Below are 16,066 nucleotides of genomic sequence, written 5' to 3' on the forward strand. Positions count from 1 at the left end.
GGCAGACCTTAAAGACTGCCTTTCCCCGTCAAACAGCAGATAAGTCATCTGCATGTGCCAGGAAACGGCAGGCCTTAGAGAAGGCACCTGCGTAGAAGGAGAATAGCAATGCGCCACGGTAATTCAGGCCGCAAGCTCAATAGAACCGCCAGCCACCGCAAGGCAATGTTTGCCAACATGGCTGCTTCGCTCATCACCCATGAGCAGATCGTCACCACCCTTCCTAAGGCGAAGGAAATCCGTCCGATCGTCGAGCGTCTCGTGACGCTTGGCAAGCGCGGCGACCTGCACGCTCGTCGTCAGGCGATCTCGCAGATCAAGGATCAGGACGCTGTTCGCAAGCTGTTCGACGCAATCGCTTCGCGTTACGCAACCCGCAACGGCGGCTACCTGCGCATCATGAAGGCTGGCTTCCGCCAGGGCGACAACGCGGCTCTGGCCGTTGTTGAATTCGTCGAGCGTGACGTTGACGCCAAGGGCGCAGCCGACAAGGCTCGCGTTGCTGCGGAAGCTGCTGCTGCTGAAGCTGCGTAAGGTCTGACGCCGTTCAGGCGTCGTGAATTAAAAAGCCGGGTGAGAGATCACCCGGCTTTTTTATTTTCCAAAAGAATAGTCATGAACGACGCAGATAGTAACCGTCAGTGCCGTCGTCACCTTCGATCAACTCGACGGTCCGGTTGAGAAGCCATCTAATTCCCTTACCTTCGGCACCAAATTCAGCATTGGATGTGTTCCAAAGATCTCCAATCAAGCTATCTGAAACATCAGAGCGCAACAGGGATGCAAGGAATGTATTGAGCTCATTCCGCTCCTTTTTAGTTAAGTGATACAAACCTAAAAGTAAGACGCCATCCAAGCTTTCGAACATTTCGAAGTCTTGGATCATATAGCCTGTAAATTTCAGGAATACGGGTGCGGGTGTAATGGTCTTTTTCACAATATCGGCGTTCCAAGGGTAAGCTGTATCAACATAGAAGCCATTAGGGCGGCTGGCGCCGTGAACAATAAATACGCCAACTTCGTAATTTTCGCTTGTCTTGTATATCGCTCGATAGATTTTTGGCAGGATTTACTTAATGATATCTAAGTTATTGCTCTCTATCGGCTCGATGTCCTGCAATCGTATTTTTTAACGATGCTTGGAAAGCGCTCGCTTCACTCCGGAACGTGTATACGGGCCTTGATGTGCTTGAGTTGCGCGACAATCGTAAACGTCATGATGACCAGCAGCGACCACGAACTCCACTTGCCGATATGCACCACGGACCAGGCGCCGATCTGATCGGGATATTTCCAGATACCGAAGAATGTGGAGATGTTTTCCGCGAGCCAGACGAAAAACCCTATCAGGACGAAGGAGAGAAGCAGCGGCATCTTTCGATCCCGATCATAGGGACGGTAGACCACCGTTGCGCGGGAATAGAGGCCGATGGCGCAGGCGGCGATGTACCAGCGGTAGTCACCGATAAAGTGGTGGGTGAAGAAGTTGGCGTAGATGGCGATGCCGATGAGCGTTGCCATCCAATAGGTGGGATAATTGCGAATGCGCACATCCAGCAGGCGCCACGCCTGGATGATGTAGCTGCCGACGGCGGCGTACATGAAGCCGGAAAAGAGCGGCACGCCGAGGACCTTGCTATAGGCGAAGTCGGGGTAGGACCAGGACTGGATGGCGCTTGACGTTTTGAACACCTCAAGCGCGAAGCCGACGATATGGAACAGCAGGATGGCCTTGGCCTCGTCAAGCGTTTCCAGCCTGCTCCAGATCATGAAGAACTGGATGCCGAGCGCGACGATCAGCAGCACGTCATAACGCGGAATGCCAAATACCCCATCATGCGGCACCACGAAGATGGAAATGAAGAACAATCCCGCAAACAGGCAGGCACGGGCTTCCTTGATGCCGAAATAGAGAAATTCGATGACAAAGCGCCTGATGCCCTTGAGTTCGCCCCAAGGATAGGTATCGCACAGAAGATTGTCCAAAACCGAGAGGCGGGTTGCGGCTGGGCCTGTTGCTGTGCTCATGTTCGCGCCTCGATTTGTATCTGTTAAATTTTCATACGAAAACCGGAAGGAACTCGCATGGGTCCGTCACGCCTTTCCCCGCCTTATTTTGCCCGCATCCGGCTTTTGGCGGCGGCCATGATGGTGATCATTGGCGGTCTTTGCTTGCGGGCGTTCGGCTACGAGGTGGGATTGCCGTTCGTGGCGGTAAAATATGGCGGATCCGTGCTCTGGGGGGCGATGGTATATCTGCTGCTGGCGGCCATCCTTCCGTCCCGCTGGTACGGTTACGAGGTTCACATCGCCGTCATCGCCGTCGTCTTCGTGGAATTGATTCGGCTCGTTCATTTCCCGGCGCTGGACGCGTTTCGCGCAACGGCGGCCGGAGCTTTGCTGCTCGGCCGCGTTTTCTCGGTGTGGAATATCGTCTGTTATATCGGCGGGATCGCGGTGGCGTCCTTTACGTCCGGACGGGGCTTGCGCGCCTTGCCCTCTTCGCCGCCATGATCGAGGGCCGCACCAGCCGATACCCGAGCAACACCACCATCGTACTAATATAAAACACCGGCTCGAGAGTGATCGATTTTCGCGCCAGCACGAAATGCAGTACGCCGACGATGAGCACGAGATAGACGAGCTTGTGCAGCGTGTTCCAGCGGCTGCCGAGCTTGCGGATCGACCAGCGGTTGGAGGTGAGCGCGAGCGGCAGCAGCATGACGAGCCCCGCCATGCCGAACATGATATAGGGCCGCTTGAGAATATCAGCGGCGATGGAGCTGAAGACCAGGCCGCGATCCAGAACCAGATAGACGCTGAAATGTGCCAGCACGTAATAGAAGGCGATCAGTCCCAACGCCCGGCGATAGGCGATGAGGTTTATGTTGAAGAGATCGCGCAGCGGCGTCACCAGCAGGCCTAGGCACAGAAAGCGCAGGGCCCAGATGCCGAGCAGGTGCTCGAAATCCTTGACTGGGTTGAAGCCGAGGCCGCCGGTTGCGGCGAGGTAAAAATACCAGAGGCCGGGACAGAGGCCGATGACATAAAGCGACCAGATGGCTGCCGGCTGGTAACGCTTCGGCAGTGAGGGAAGCGAAAAGGCGAGGGCCATGATCAGTAATTCGCCTTTAGATCGAGGCCGGTATAGAGGCTTGCCACCTCGTCATAGCCGTTGAACATCAGGGTAGGGCGGTTCTGGGTGCCGAAAAAGCCGCCTTCGCCGATTCGCTGTTCCGTCGCCTGGCTCCAGCGCGGATGGTCCACATGCGGATTGACGTTGGAATAGAAACCGTATTCGCGGGCGTTGGAGTTTTTCCACGTCGTTTCCGGCTGTTTCTCGACAAGCGAAATACGGACGATGGATTTGATGCCCTTGAAGCCGTATTTCCAGGGAACGACGAGGCGAATGGGCGCGCCATTCTGGTTCGGCAGGGTTTCGCCGTATAGTCCGACGGCAAGAATGGTCAGAGGATGGCGGGCCTCATCTAGGCGCAGACCCTCGACATAGGGCCAGGACAGAGGCTGGAACAGGCCGCTCTGGCCCGGCATTTCCTCCGGCCGCACCACGGTTTCGAAGGACACGTATTTCGCGCTGCCGAGTGGCTCCACCTTGTCGAGAAGTGCGGCGAGAGGGAAACCGATCCACGGAATGACCATCGACCAGCCCTCGACGCAGCGCATGCGATAGGTGCGCTCCTCTAGCTGATATTTCATCAGCTCTTCGATGCCGAATTCCTGTGGTTTGGAGACAAGGCCATCCACCTTTACCGTCCACGGGTTGGGCTTGAACTTGCCGGAATTTTCCTTCGGGTCGGATTTGCCCACTCCGAACTCATAGAAATTATTGTAGCTGGTGACGGCATCGAGCGGGGTGAGCTTCTCGTCCAGCTTGTAGGCGCCTGCTTTGGCAGCAAGCGGAGTGGCGACAGCCTCGCGGCCGGAAAGCCCGATTGCCGCAAGCCCCGCCGCCGTGCCCAGGAAGCCACGTCTCGAGAGGTAGATATTCTTCGGCGTGATTTCTCGTGCCGGGATGAGGGGCGGACGATAGGCGGGCATTTCAACCTCCACAAAAGCCGGGTGCATCGGCGATAAATCGATTATGATAGGCTATACGGCCGCTGCACAGATATGTTTCAGCACTCTGCGCAAAAACAGCGGCCGGGCGGCAAAAATCGCGCATTTGTGATGACAGGTCGCGCGAATTGCAACATTCAAACCGGGCGTACCGTACCGAACCGTACTGTTTTGCTCGAAGGTGACAGTGACAGGGCTTACAGTTTGCGCTAGAAAAACCGCAAAATAGGGCGAGGGCATTTTGACCGCTGTGCGGGAATGCGCTCTTCTGCCCAAGAGATCGAGGAAAACACCATGCCAGTCTATCGCTCCAGAACGACAACCCACGGCCGCAACATGGCGGGCGCGCGCGGCCTATGGCGCGCCACCGGCATGAAGGACAGCGATTTCGGCAAGCCCATCATCGCGGTGGTCAATTCCTTCACGCAGTTTGTGCCGGGCCATGTGCATCTGAAGGATCTCGGCCAGCTCGTTGCGCGTGAAATCGAAGCGGCCGGCGGCGTCGCCAAGGAATTCAACACCATCGCTGTTGATGACGGCATCGCCATGGGACATGACGGCATGCTTTATTCGCTGCCGTCTCGCGAAATCATCGCTGACTCGGTCGAATACATGGTCAATGCCCATTGCGCCGACGCGATGGTTTGCATCTCCAACTGCGACAAGATCACCCCCGGTATGCTGAATGCGGCGATGCGCCTCAACATTCCCGCCGTATTCGTTTCCGGTGGTCCGATGGAAGCGGGCAAGGTCGTTCTGCATGGCAAGACGGTCGCGCTCGATCTGGTTGACGCCATGGTCGCAGCTGCCGATGACAAGATTTCCGATGAGGACGTCAAGATCATCGAGCGTTCCGCTTGCCCGACATGCGGTTCCTGTTCCGGCATGTTCACTGCCAATTCCATGAACTGTCTGACCGAGGCGCTCGGCCTTTCATTGCCCGGCAACGGTTCGACGCTTGCCACCCATTCGGACCGCAAACGCTTGTTCGTCGAGGCCGGTCACCTGATCGTCGATCTGGCGCGCCGTTATTACGAGCAGGACGACGAGACCGTTCTGCCGCGCACCATTGCCAACAAGGCTGCGTTTGAAAACGCCATGTCGCTGGATATCGCCATGGGCGGTTCCACCAACACGGTGCTGCATATTCTGGCGGCAGCGCATGAGGGCGGTGTCGATTTCGGCATGGAAGACATCGACCGTCTTTCCCGCAAGGTTCCCTGCCTTTCCAAGGTCGCGCCTGCCAAGCAGGACGTGCACATGGAAGACGTTCACCGCGCCGGCGGCATCATGCGCATTCTCGGTGAGCTGGATCGTGGCGGTCTCCTTAATCGCGATACCTACACGGTGCACGAGGCGACGCTGGGCGACGCCATCGACCGTTGGGACATCACCCGCACCAACAGCGAAACCGTGCGGCAGTTCTTCAAGGCTGCCCCCGGCGGCGTGCCGACGCAGGTGGCCTTCAGCCAGTCGTCGCGCTGGGACGATCTGGATACGGACGGTGAAAACGGCGTTATCCGCTCGGTTGAAAAGCCTTTCTCCAAGGATGGCGGTCTGGCCGTGCTTTATGGCAACATCGCTCTTGATGGCTGCATCGTGAAGACGGCGGGTGTCGACGAATCCATCCTGAAATTCAGCGGTCCGGCGGTTGTTTACGAAAGCCAGGACGCGGCGGTGAAGGGTATTCTTTCCAACGAGGTCAAGGCAGGTGATGTCGTCGTCATTCGTTACGAAGGACCGAAGGGCGGCCCCGGAATGCAGGAAATGCTCTATCCCACCAGCTACCTCAAGTCCAAGGGCCTCGGCAAAGCCTGCGCGCTGATCACCGACGGACGTTTTTCGGGCGGCACATCCGGCCTGTCCATCGGCCATGCCTCGCCGGAAGCGGCGCAGGGCGGCGCTATCGGCCTCGTGCGTCAAGGCGACTTGATTGAGATCGATATTCCCAACCGCACGATCAACCTCAAAGTTACGGATGCGGAACTGGCAGCCCGCCGCGCCGAGCAGGATCAGCTCGGCTGGAAGCCTGCGGAGTTCCGCAAGCGCAACGTCACGACAGCGCTGAAGGCCTATGCGGCTTTTGCGTCCAGTGCCGACAAGGGTGCTGTTCGGATTTTGCCGGAGTAATCTGGCGGGCAGGGGCCTACATTGGCAGGCAGCCTGAGCCGCTCTTCTGAGCGGCTTTTTCTTGTTCGGACCCAGATTACGTGCGTCGTTAAGAAACAGATTCAATTGCCTCAGAGCTTGATTCTCCAAGCTCGCGCAACACGCTGTTTCTGCACCGCAAATTCTAAGCCATCCGGCCGTCCACCCTCCATGCCGGCAGTCACATTGGAGTGATGTTCCGTCACTTGCCCTTTTCCAACGCGCCGCGATGCCTAACTTCAGCACCATGAAAAGACGAACCGCACTCGGCCTTATCGCATCCCTGCCTTTCGCCCGCCTTGCCCACGGGCAAACACCCGGCAATGGCGCCCGCTTCAGTCCATTGCTCAACGAGGCGGATGGGCTTTCGAGCCTGAAAGCCGTCATCGTCAGTATTGACGGCGAGGAGGTGGCCAGCCGTGCCTATCACGGCGCCAGCCTTATGGGTTCCACCAACATCAAGTCGGCCTCGAAATCGGTCATTTCCGCGCTGGTCGGCATGGCGATCGACCGCAAGATATTGGCCGGGGCGGATCAGCCGATTGCCACGATCCTGCGCAGCGATTTTCCGCCGAACCCCGATGCGCGTCTGGAAAGGGTGACCATCGGCAACCTGCTTTCCATGCAGTCCGGTCTGGAACGAATGTCCGGCCCGAACTACGGCCGCTGGGTCGCCAGCCGCAACTGGGTGCGAATGGCGCTGGGGTCGGGTTTTGCCGGAGAGCCGGGCGGTGGCATGCTTTACTCCACCGGTTCCACGCATCTGCTTTCGGCGATTTTGACCAAGGCATCCGGCCGTTCGACGCTGTCGCTGGCGCGCGACTGGTTCCGGCCGCTGGAGGGCTTCTCAATCGGTGGCTGGGAGCGCGACCCGCAGGGCATCTATCTCGGCGGCAACCAGATGGCGATGACGGCGCGGTCGCTGCTGGCTTTCGGCGAGCTTTACCGGCTGGGCGGGGTAACGCCAGGCGGCGAGCGTTTGATTTCGCAGAACTGGATCGATCAATCCTGGCAGCAACGCACCAATTCCGTCTTCAACGGCGATGGTTACGGCTATTACTGGTTCATCAAGGAGATGGCGGGCGAGACGGTTTATTATGCCTGGGGCTATGGCGGGCAGATGCTCTATATCGTCCCCGCCAAACGGCTTTCGGTGGTTATGACGTCCCGTGAGGATGCGCCTTCCGCGAGAACCGGTTATCGCGATCAATTGCATGGGCTGATGGAGAATATCATTCGCGTTGCGTGAAAATCAGAGCGGTCTGTTTATGCTCTGGAAAGCTTCCCCGAGCCGTTTCATGCGCTCCTCATAGGCACTTGTGATGCAGGCGACATCCGCATTGCATTCCTGGCGCTTTTTCAACCATTGGCTCTGTTCTTCACGCAAGGTGTCGCGTGCGCCCATCGCCATGAGTTGTGTCAGGATGTCGAAGGTGGTGACCATCTTCACGTCCTGATCGTTGAGGGCGCGGTTGTCGCAGATCGCCTTTTCATCCGCGGCCAGATCCGGCTTCGTGCAATCGAAGCTGGCGGCGTTGGCGGGCGAACCCAGTGAAGCGCAGGCGAGGAGGATGCCGGAGGCAAGGATTGTCTGTTTCATGTGCATGGGTCGTCTCATTTTGAGGACAGGCTCGTGTGGGTGAAACCGAAATGGGGTGCTGTTGGTTCCACCTGCACAAGCCGGTCATCGCATGAAAAAGATCGGCCATCATCTTGCCGCGCTTTGCTTTATAGGCTTTCACGTTATAACTCCATCATACTGATGAGGATGAGGAATCACATGCAGAGCGTGCTGAAGTATCTGTCCACCGGCTGTCTTGCGGCGCTGCTTCTCGTTCCGGTCGGAGCGCAGGCGCAGGACAACAAGACCGTGCCCGCAAGCCACATGGAAATGCAGCTTTCCTTCGCGCCGCTGGTCAAGCGTACCGCGGGCGCTGTGGTGAATGTCTATGCCGAACGCATCGTGCAGCGGCGCTCGTCGCCCTTTGCCGGCGACCCGTTCTTCGAACAATTCTTCGGCCAGCAGATGCCGAACCGCACGGAGAAACAGTCCTCGCTCGGATCGGGTGTGATCGTGACGGCCGGCGGCCTCGTGGTGACCAATAATCACGTCATCGATGGCGCCGACGACATCAAGGTGGCGCTGGCGGATGGGCGTGAATTCTCCTCCAAGGTGCTGCTGAAGGACGACCGGGTCGATCTTGCCATTCTGCAGATCGATGCGAAGGAACAGTTTCCGGTGCTTTCGCTTGGCAATTCGGATGCCATTGAAGTCGGCGATCTCGTGCTTGCCATCGGCAACCCCTTCGGTGTCGGCCAGACGGTAACGAGCGGCATCGTCTCGGGCCTGGCGCGCAACCAGGTGACGCAGGGCGATTTCGGCTTCTTCATCCAGACCGACGCCTCCATCAACCCCGGCAATTCCGGCGGTGCGCTGATGAACATGGCGGGTGAGTTGATCGGCATCAATACTGCCATCTTCTCCAAGGGCGGCGGGTCGAACGGCATCGGTTTTGCCATTCCCGCCAATCTGGTCCGCGTTTTCGTTGCCGCCGCCGAGCGTGGCGACGCGAACTTCCAGCGGCCCTATATCGGCGCGACCTTCGATCCAGTCACCTCCGATGTCGCCGAGGCGCTTGGCCTGCACCGCGCGCGCGGTGCGCTCGTCGTCAGCGTCGTCAAGGGTGGCCCGGCGGAGAAGGCTGGCATCGAGCCGGGGCAGGTCGTAACGGCGGTCAACAGTTTGGAGGTGGAGCATCCCGATGCACTCGGTTATCGCCTCACGACTGCTGGCATCGGCAAGTCTGCCGAATTGACGCTGGTGGAGAAGGGCAAAGAGAAGAAGGTGACCATTGCGCTCGACACGGCGCCGGAAACCGCGCCGCGTGATGAACGCCTGCTGGAGGGACGCAATCCCCTGGCGGGCGCGACTGTCGCCAATCTCTCGCCGAAGCTTGCGGATGAACTGCGCATGCCTTCGCAGGTGACCGGCGTCGTCGTCACCGATGTGAAGCGCGGTTCGCCGGCCTATCGGGTCGGTTTCCAGCCGAAGGATGTCATCCTGTCGCTGAACGGCTCGGATATCGGCTCCACGGCTGCGGTCGAAAAGGCGCTGGATGACAATCCCGGCTTCTGGCGGGTGGAAATCCTGCGTGACGGTCAACGCATCCGGCAGTTCCTGCGATGAGCGATGACCTCTTTGCCCCACAGGTGCCTGTCGAGGTCGCCAACCGGCGGCCTCTTGCCGACCGCCTGCGTCCGAAGACGCTGGCGGAGGTGACCGGGCAGCCGCATCTGACGGGTGAAGAGGGCGTGCTGCGCCGTATGATCGATAGCGGCTCACTCGGATCGATGATCTTCTGGGGACCGCCCGGTACCGGCAAGACGACGGTCGCCCGTCTGCTTTCGGGCGAGGCCGGGCTGGCTTTCGAACAGATTTCGGCGATTTTTTCCGGTGTTGCCGATCTCAAGAAGGTTTTCGAGGCAGCACGCACACGCCGGATGAACGGCCGGCAGACGCTGCTTTTTGTTGACGAGATCCATCGTTTCAACCGTGCCCAGCAGGACAGCTTCCTGCCGGTCATGGAAGACGGCACCATCATTCTTGTGGGTGCAACCACCGAAAACCCGTCCTTTGAACTGAATGCCGCTCTTTTGTCGCGGGCGCGTGTCCTCACGTTCGGTTCGCATGACGAGGAGAGCCTGGGCGAGCTTTTGAAGCGCGCCGAAGAGGCGGAGGGCAAGCCTCTGCCGCTGACCGAGGAGGCGCGTGTCAGCCTGATCCGGATGGCCGATGGCGATGGCCGCGCCGTGCTGACGCTTGCCGAAGAGGTCTGGCGTGCGGCGCGCAAGGACGAGACTTTCGATACCGAAGGGCTGACGCGCATCGTGCAGCGGCGCGCGCCGGTTTACGACAAGGGACAGGACGGCCACTACAATCTGATTTCCGCGCTGCATAAATCGGTGCGCGGTTCGGACCCGGATGCGGCGCTTTATTATCTCTGCCGCATGTTCGATGCCGGCGAAGACCCGCTCTTTATCGGGAGGCGGCTGGTGCGCATGGCGGTGGAGGATATCGGCCTTGCCGATCCGCAGGCGCTTGCCGTCTGCAATGCCGCCAAGGACGCCTATGATTATCTGGGGTCACCGGAAGGCGAACTGGCGCTGGCGCAGGCCTGCGTCTATCTCGCCACCGCGCCGAAATCGAATGCCGTTTATACAGCCTTCAAATCGGCGATGCGGGCGGCCAAGGAAAACGGCTCGCTGGTGCCGCCAAAACATATTCTGAACGCGCCCACAAAGCTGATGAAGGGCGAGGGTTATGGTGACGGTTACCGTTACGACCATGACGAGCCGGATGCCTTTTCGGGACAGGACTATTTTCCGGAAAAAATGGGGCGCAAGACGTTTTACGATCCGCCCGACAGGGGTTTCGAGCGGGACATCCGCAAGCGTCTCGACTGGTGGGCGAAGCTGCGCCGCGAGCGCGGTTCGCGTTAAAAAGCTTTCTTCACAAAAAGAATCAGGCGCTTGCCAAAGTGAGTCGTAAAAACGCGCCATCCAACTGTTTCCAAAGGGAAATCAGGATGCCTTCCGGTGCTGCATGACCTGCGACGGGGCAGGCAGCATCTTGACCGAGGATTCCGCCAGACCACTGTGCCCTTCGGCATCGATCACCAGATGCCAGTGCAAGGTCTCGGGAATGCTGATGCGGATCGGCGATTTTTTCGCGACGCCGCCGAGATATTTGAAATCGAGCAATTCGGTGAAACGCTGGAAGTTTGCGCCTGTCATAAGCCGTACATTGTTGACGGCCGAAAGGGACACCTCAATGGTCGTCCCAGCCCGCAATTCCTTCAGGTCATAGTGTGTAAAGCGGAAATTCGGCCGTGACATTGCGCGTCTCCCTGTACCTGTATTTTGGCAAAAGAGGATAGGACGTCAGGGTTAACGAGCTCTTTAAAACGGCAGCACCCTGTAGAATTTCGGGTCGCTGCGCCGGCTTTGAAGGGCCGTGGAGAGTATTGGCGGGTTGGGAGGAGGAGGTCTGGAATAATACTAACGTATAATAAGCGTATTCAGTTATAATAAATTTTTTAACTCTAACATACGCTGGTCGAAGTGCCGTCAGCGGCGTTGGGGGGAATATGAAAAACGTCACGATATCTATGCGCCTTTATGCGCTCGTTGCATTGTTTCTGGCAATATTGACTGCGGCACTTACATTCAGCCTGTTCGAGACTTTTCATGAGATGGAACGCGAGCGTAAAGCGGGACTCGCATCCATGAACGAAACGGCTGTCGCCATTCTTGAGCAATATTACCGGCTGGAGCAGGGTGGCACCCTGACGCGTGAGGCTGCGCAGCAACAAGCCAAGACCACGATTGCGGCGATGCGCTATGGCAACGGCAGCGGCTATTTTTGGATCAACGACATGCATCCCAAGATGGTGATGCATCCGATCAAGCCCGAGATGAACGGCAGCGATCTCACTGCCAACAAGGATCCGAACGGCAAGGCGCTGTTCGTCGAATTCGTCAATACGGTGAAGGCGGGCGGCCAGGGCTTTGTCGATTATTATTGGCCCAAGCCCGGCGCGCCGGACCCAGTCGAGAAATTTTCCCATGTCGCCGGTTTCGCGCCCTGGGGATGGATTGTCGGCACTGGCGTTTATGTCGACGATCTTGAGGCGGTTTTCTGGAGCAATGCCTATTTCAACATCGCAGTGTGTGTTCTGTCCGGCCTTCTGGTGATCGGCGTGGCTGCAGCCGTCGTGCGCAGCGTGACACGGCCTATCGATCGCATCCGGCAGAGTATGAAGCGGATCGCTGATGGTGACGGCGAGGCGGAAATCGAATTCGCCGACCGTCGCAACGAAATCGGCGCCATTGCCAAGACGTTGCTGGTGCTGCGTGACAGCGTCAATGAGCGCAGCGCCTTGCAGGCCCGCGAGGCGGGGCAGCAGCGGGCGCTGGAGGAGGCGCGGCATGGCAACGAGATGGCGTTGCGCTCCGCATCCGAGCGTCAGGCTCATGCCATGAACGAGCTCGGCAGTTCGCTGGAAGCACTCGCCAATGGCGATCTGACCGTCGAGCTTGCCGATATCGGCGGCGAATATGAAAAGCTGCGCATGGATTTCAACCGCGCCGTCGGCGCGCTGCATGGGGCGATCGAGGCGATCGCCAGAACCGGCCATGTCGTCAACGATAGCGCATCTGACATCAGCGGTGCGACCGGCAATCTTTCGCGCCGGACAGAGCAGCAGGCAGCGGCGCTGGAGGAGACGGCGGCGGCTCTTGACGAAATCACCGCGACGGTGCGCACCGCTTCCGAACGGGCGAACGAGGCCCGACAAATGGTGCAGGATACAAAAACGAGCGCAGGCCGCTCGGGCGAGATCGTGCGTAATGCCGTCGATGCGATGGGCCGTATTGAGGAATCTTCGCGGCGCATCGGGCAGATCATTTCCGTCATCGACGAAATCGCGTTCCAGACCAACCTTCTGGCGCTGAATGCCGGTGTCGAGGCCGCAAGGGCAGGCGAAGCGGGACGCGGTTTTGCCGTGGTGGCGCAGGAGGTTCGCGAACTCGCGCAACGCTCTGCCAATGCCGCCAAGGAGATCAAGACCCTTATCAATCGTTCCGCGGAAGAGGTCGGCGGCGGTGTCGCACTCGTTCGCTCCACGGGCGATGCGCTGGATGAGATCGTGACGCTGGTCAACCGGGTCGACGGCCATGTCAATTCCATCGCCACGGCGGCGCGGGAACAGGCCACCGGCCTGCAGGAGATCAACACCTCCGTCAACCACATGGACCAGATGACCCAACAGAACGCCGCCATGGTGGAAGAGACGACGGCGGCCAGCCAGACGCTGGCCGAAGAAAGCCGGCAGCTCCGCGCGCTGCTGTCCCGTTTCGAACTCGGGCATGGGGCAGGGCGCGAGGTTTCGCGGGCGGCTTGATTTTTATCCGCTTGAGATAGTTTACAGGGCGCGGCTTTGGCTGCGCCCTTTCTGTTTCGAGGAAGTGAGACAACCTCTCCTCCGTCGTGCCGGACCCGTGGTGTGTCTGCATCGTGAGAGGCGTTGGTTTGCGGAGCTTTGCTGACACCTTTGGTATGATTTCGCTCGAGGCTTCCGCATTTCTCGCTTCACGGAACAGCCCGGTTCGTTATTTCTCCCAACCAATAAGGATTCGTTTACCCCGTTTCTTTAAAATTTACCTGTATTGCCGCGGGTAGCGGCCGCTGAAGGTACAGGTTCTCGTATGGCGTATGTTTCCCTTCCGCGTCGTCTTGTGACGTTGTTGATGATTTCCACGGTCATGGTGTCGTGTTCGGCGGAGGGCCTTGTGCCGCCGGCCGAGGTTGACGGCACGACACGTGTCGGCGCCATCCGGTCGTCGCGGCAGCAAGGCTACAGCGCGCCGCCGGGTGCGGTCTATCAGGCCGAGCGGACCGGGCAGGCCACCAATTATCCCGCAGCCGTGTCGCAGCCGATGCCGGAGCCTTATGCCTCGCAGGATCCCCTGCTGCAATCGCCACAGCGCGGCCAGGGCTATTCCACGCTGGATGGCCAGCATCAGGCGCGGATGGCCGCGAACGGCCAAAGTATGGCCTCCCCAGCCATGCCCAACCAGCAGGGCGCCGCAAATCAGATCGCCGAAGGCGAGGGCGGGGTGAACATGGATTCCATGCTGGGCGTGGAGCCGGTTCGCGGACTTGCGGAAGAGCAGGATGCCGATATTGCCGAAGGCGCTTCCGCCCAGCCGGTGGTGGACGGCATCGGCACCGACAATCCGGTTGCCGTTTCTCCGGCTCGCCGGCAACAAAGTGCGGGTCAGTCGCGGTTGATACCGCCACCGCCGCCGGGGTCTTCTTCCCGCCGCCAGCCGGTGGAGGAGGTCGCCATGCTGATGCCCAATGATCCGATGGCCCGCGACGGATTGCAAAGCAACCGCTCGGCTATGCCGCCCGGCGTCATGCCATCCTCGGAAGTGGCCTGTCGCTCCGAGCTGCGCCGTCTCGGCGTCGCCTTCCGCGATGTTGCGCGCATTGCAGATGGTCCGACCTGCGGTATCGACTATCCGATCGAACTCAGCGGGCTTGCCAGCGGCGTTGCCATCCGCCCGGCAGTGAAGCTCAATTGCCAGGTCACGCTTGCCTTCGCCAAATGGGTAAAGTTCGAACTCGTGCCGTCCTCCCGCTTCCGTTACCTCTCAGGCGTCGGGCGCATCACGCCCATGGGCGGTTATTCCTGCCGCAAGATGAATTCGCGCTCCAGCAATCCATGGTCCGAACATGCGCGCGGCAACGCCATCGATATCGGCACCATAACGCTGAACAACGGCAAGGAGATCGACGTCCGCAGCAAGAACTTCTTCGCCTTCCGGGAAAAGGCGCTGCTGAAGGCAGTGAGGTCCGATAGCTGCAAATATTTCTCCACGGTTCTCGGGCCGGGCAGCGATCCCAACCACTGGAACCATTTCCACTTCGACCTGCGCACCCGCAAGTCCGGTTACAGGCATTGCGACTAGGGGGCGACGAGACGACACGGTGGTGCATGACGATAGGCGTGAGGCATTAGTTGTGGTGCGTCACGTCGACCCGTAACTTCCCGTCCGTCCCGGCGCTACCCGGAATGACGGAGTGGGGGATGTGGCCACATTACAATTTGGGCCTGTTGGGTTTGGTGCTAGCCGCCCAAAAAAAGACCGGCCCTAAGGCCGGTTGAAGAAGACTGCCTAAATCGGGGGATATCGGCGTCTTTGCAAGGGCATGCAATGGGAAGAAATCCCATAAAACGGTCCATCCGGTGCGGATATCCGGCAAAAAACATCGCGCCGTACTGACCTGCGGCCAACATGGCTTGCCGCCCTTTTCTGATACGCTATGAGCGTCACATGTTTGTGACAACGGCCCCCGGGAGCCTGCTTTCATGCCCCCAGTTTCAGAGATACTGATCTTTGCTTCGGCGCTTGCGGCCGCGGGCGTGGTCGCTGGACTTCTGGCGGGGCTGTTCGGCATTGGCGGCGGTGCTGTGCTGGTGCCGGTGTTCTACCATGTGTTCGGGCTTCTGGATGTGCCGGAGGCGGTGCGCATGCATCTGTCGCTTGGCACTTCGCTTGCCATCATCGTGCCGACCTCCATTCGTTCCTTCCTGACGCATCAACAGAAAGGTGCCGTTGATATCGATCTCCTGAAGGGCTGGATCGTCGCCGTGCCGCTCGGCACCATCCTCGCATCTGTGGTGGCTGCGCATGCCTCGAGCGTCGCCCTGCGGCTGATCTTCGCTTTCATTGCGCTTGCGCTCGCTTTCCGGATGATCTTCAACCGGGCGAGCTGGCATCTCGGTTCAGACCTGCCGAAAAACCCGGTCCGCTTTCTGGTCGGCACCGGCATCGGCCTTCTGTCTGGCCTGATGGGTGTGGGCGGCGGGGTGATGAACAATACTTTCATGACGCTTTACGGACGCACCATCCATCAGGCGGTTGCCACATCCTCCGGTGTCGGAGTGCTTATTTCGCTGCCGGGTCTCCTCGGCTATATCTGGGCCGGCTGTGGTGATGCAGGTCTGCCGCCTTTTTCCACCGGCTTCATCAACTGGATCGCCGTCGCGCTGCTGATCCCCATCACGCTTGTCGTCGCGCCCTATGGCGCGCGGCTGGCGCATGCACTCAGCAAGAAGCAGCTGGAGCGGGCCTTCGGGGTGTTTCTGGTCTTCGTCGCGGCCCAGTTTTTCTACAGCGTCTACAGCTGATTTTCCCTCCCCGCCGAATGCAGTGTTCAGGCCGTTGGGCTGGCAATTGCGGGTTGTACGGCCTATATGGCGTGCATCTTACT

General features: G+C 59.2%; 15 protein-coding genes. 9 read left to right on the plus strand and 6 right to left on the minus strand.

The window, feature by feature from the left end; all coding sequences use genetic code 11:
- Window positions 1-108 precede the first annotated feature (108 nt).
- The gene (rplQ, locus tag F617_RS0124345) at window positions 109-534 is read left to right on the plus strand and encodes a 50S ribosomal protein L17 (protein ID WP_003495230.1); all 426 of its coding nucleotides are present in this window, start codon (window positions 109-111) and stop codon (window positions 532-534) included.
- A 79-nt stretch (window positions 535-613) separates the two neighbouring features.
- Here rplQ and F617_RS0124350 read toward each other — a convergent pair whose 3' ends face one another.
- Window positions 614-937: a hypothetical protein gene (locus F617_RS0124350; RefSeq protein ID WP_003516119.1), complete on the minus strand. Its 324-nt coding sequence runs from the start codon at window positions 935-937 to the stop codon at window positions 614-616.
- 218 nt (window positions 938-1,155) lie between these two features.
- Window positions 1,156-2,028: a DUF817 domain-containing protein gene (locus F617_RS0124355; RefSeq protein ID WP_019567055.1), complete on the minus strand. Its 873-nt coding sequence runs from the start codon at window positions 2,026-2,028 to the stop codon at window positions 1,156-1,158.
- A gap of 57 nt (window positions 2,029-2,085) precedes the next feature.
- On the opposite strand from F617_RS0124355, the gene F617_RS0124360 reads away from it, so the two are divergent.
- Window positions 2,086-2,514: a DUF2809 domain-containing protein gene (locus tag F617_RS0124360; protein ID WP_019567056.1), complete on the plus strand. Its 429-nt coding sequence runs from the start codon at window positions 2,086-2,088 to the stop codon at window positions 2,512-2,514.
- On the opposite strand, the gene msrQ is transcribed toward F617_RS0124360, so the two are convergent.
- Together msrQ and msrP are read right to left on the minus strand one after the other, a co-directional pair.
- Window positions 2,468-3,115, minus strand: coding sequence for a protein-methionine-sulfoxide reductase heme-binding subunit MsrQ (gene msrQ, locus F617_RS0124365; RefSeq protein ID WP_003516113.1), 648 nt, complete (start codon window positions 3,113-3,115; stop codon window positions 2,468-2,470). The two genes, F617_RS0124360 and msrQ, sit on opposite strands and share 47 nt — an antisense overlap.
- Window positions 3,116-3,117: 2 nt before the next feature.
- Window positions 3,118-4,059 carry a protein-methionine-sulfoxide reductase catalytic subunit MsrP gene (gene msrP / locus F617_RS0124370; RefSeq protein WP_019567057.1) on the minus strand — a complete coding sequence of 314 codons (942 nt, stop codon included), beginning with the start codon at window positions 4,057-4,059 and terminating at the stop codon, window positions 3,118-3,120.
- Window positions 4,060-4,371: 312 nt separating this feature from the next.
- Here msrP and ilvD point away from each other — a divergent pair, with 312 nt between their 5' ends.
- Complete coding sequence (ilvD, locus tag F617_RS0124375) at window positions 4,372-6,207, plus strand: dihydroxy-acid dehydratase (RefSeq protein ID WP_013636431.1); 1,836 nt, start codon at window positions 4,372-4,374, stop codon at window positions 6,205-6,207.
- A 265-nt stretch (window positions 6,208-6,472) separates the two neighbouring features.
- The gene (locus tag F617_RS0124380; protein WP_019567059.1) at window positions 6,473-7,474 is read left to right on the plus strand and encodes a serine hydrolase; all 1,002 of its coding nucleotides are present in this window, start codon (window positions 6,473-6,475) and stop codon (window positions 7,472-7,474) included.
- A 3-nt stretch (window positions 7,475-7,477) separates the two neighbouring features.
- Here F617_RS0124380 and F617_RS0124385 read toward each other — a convergent pair whose 3' ends face one another.
- The gene (locus F617_RS0124385) at window positions 7,478-7,831 is read right to left on the minus strand and encodes a lysozyme inhibitor LprI family protein (RefSeq protein ID WP_019567060.1); all 354 of its coding nucleotides are present in this window, start codon (window positions 7,829-7,831) and stop codon (window positions 7,478-7,480) included.
- A gap of 174 nt (window positions 7,832-8,005) precedes the next feature.
- Between F617_RS0124385 and F617_RS0124390 the strand changes: the two genes are divergently transcribed.
- Together F617_RS0124390 and F617_RS0124395 are read left to right on the plus strand one after the other, a co-directional pair.
- Window positions 8,006-9,412: a DegQ family serine endoprotease gene (locus F617_RS0124390; protein ID WP_019567061.1), complete on the plus strand. Its 1,407-nt coding sequence runs from the start codon at window positions 8,006-8,008 to the stop codon at window positions 9,410-9,412.
- The gene (locus tag F617_RS0124395) at window positions 9,409-10,725 is read left to right on the plus strand and encodes a replication-associated recombination protein A (protein ID WP_019567062.1); all 1,317 of its coding nucleotides are present in this window, start codon (window positions 9,409-9,411) and stop codon (window positions 10,723-10,725) included. The genes F617_RS0124390 and F617_RS0124395 overlap by 4 nt, the downstream gene beginning before the upstream one ends.
- A gap of 81 nt (window positions 10,726-10,806) precedes the next feature.
- Here the strand turns inward: F617_RS0124395 and F617_RS0124400 are convergent, their stop codons facing one another.
- Entirely contained in the window at window positions 10,807-11,121 is a 315-nt protein-coding gene (locus F617_RS0124400) for a DUF1883 domain-containing protein (RefSeq protein ID WP_003516101.1), read from the minus strand.
- A 251-nt stretch (window positions 11,122-11,372) separates the two neighbouring features.
- Between F617_RS0124400 and F617_RS0124405 the strand changes: the two genes are divergently transcribed.
- From F617_RS0124405 to F617_RS0124415, 3 genes are all read left to right on the plus strand, one after another.
- Window positions 11,373-13,187: a methyl-accepting chemotaxis protein gene (locus F617_RS0124405; protein WP_013636425.1), complete on the plus strand. Its 1,815-nt coding sequence runs from the start codon at window positions 11,373-11,375 to the stop codon at window positions 13,185-13,187.
- A 304-nt stretch (window positions 13,188-13,491) separates the two neighbouring features.
- Window positions 13,492-14,760: an extensin family protein gene (locus F617_RS0124410; RefSeq protein WP_019567064.1), complete on the plus strand. Its 1,269-nt coding sequence runs from the start codon at window positions 13,492-13,494 to the stop codon at window positions 14,758-14,760.
- 401 nt (window positions 14,761-15,161) lie between these two features.
- Entirely contained in the window at window positions 15,162-15,983 is an 822-nt protein-coding gene (locus tag F617_RS0124415) for a sulfite exporter TauE/SafE family protein (RefSeq protein ID WP_019567065.1), read from the plus strand.
- The last annotated feature ends 83 nt before the right edge of the window (window positions 15,984-16,066 follow it).

It is taken from the genome of Agrobacterium sp. 10MFCol1.1, from assembly GCF_000381165.1.
Taxonomy (GTDB): domain Bacteria; phylum Pseudomonadota; class Alphaproteobacteria; order Rhizobiales; family Rhizobiaceae; genus Agrobacterium; species Agrobacterium tumefaciens.

Coding starts and splice junctions, on each gene's coding strand:
- rplQ (WP_003495230.1), top strand. CDS start 109: ATGCGCCACGGTAATTCAGGCCGCAAGCTCAATAGAACCGCCAGCCAC.
- F617_RS0124355 (WP_019567055.1), bottom strand. CDS start 2,028: ATGAGCACAGCAACAGGCCCAGCCGCAACCCGCCTCTCGGTTTTGGAC.
- F617_RS0124360 (WP_019567056.1), top strand. CDS start 2,086: ATGGGTCCGTCACGCCTTTCCCCGCCTTATTTTGCCCGCATCCGGCTT.
- msrQ (WP_003516113.1), bottom strand. CDS start 3,115: ATGGCCCTCGCCTTTTCGCTTCCCTCACTGCCGAAGCGTTACCAGCCG.
- msrP (WP_019567057.1), bottom strand. CDS start 4,059: ATGCCCGCCTATCGTCCGCCCCTCATCCCGGCACGAGAAATCACGCCG.
- ilvD (WP_013636431.1), top strand. CDS start 4,372: ATGCCAGTCTATCGCTCCAGAACGACAACCCACGGCCGCAACATGGCG.
- F617_RS0124380 (WP_019567059.1), top strand. CDS start 6,473: ATGAAAAGACGAACCGCACTCGGCCTTATCGCATCCCTGCCTTTCGCC.
- F617_RS0124385 (WP_019567060.1), bottom strand. CDS start 7,831: ATGCACATGAAACAGACAATCCTTGCCTCCGGCATCCTCCTCGCCTGC.
- F617_RS0124390 (WP_019567061.1), top strand. CDS start 8,006: ATGCAGAGCGTGCTGAAGTATCTGTCCACCGGCTGTCTTGCGGCGCTG.
- F617_RS0124395 (WP_019567062.1), top strand. CDS start 9,409: ATGAGCGATGACCTCTTTGCCCCACAGGTGCCTGTCGAGGTCGCCAAC.
- F617_RS0124400 (WP_003516101.1), bottom strand. CDS start 11,121: ATGTCACGGCCGAATTTCCGCTTTACACACTATGACCTGAAGGAATTG.
- F617_RS0124405 (WP_013636425.1), top strand. CDS start 11,373: ATGAAAAACGTCACGATATCTATGCGCCTTTATGCGCTCGTTGCATTG.
- F617_RS0124410 (WP_019567064.1), top strand. CDS start 13,492: ATGGCGTATGTTTCCCTTCCGCGTCGTCTTGTGACGTTGTTGATGATT.
- F617_RS0124415 (WP_019567065.1), top strand. CDS start 15,162: ATGCCCCCAGTTTCAGAGATACTGATCTTTGCTTCGGCGCTTGCGGCC.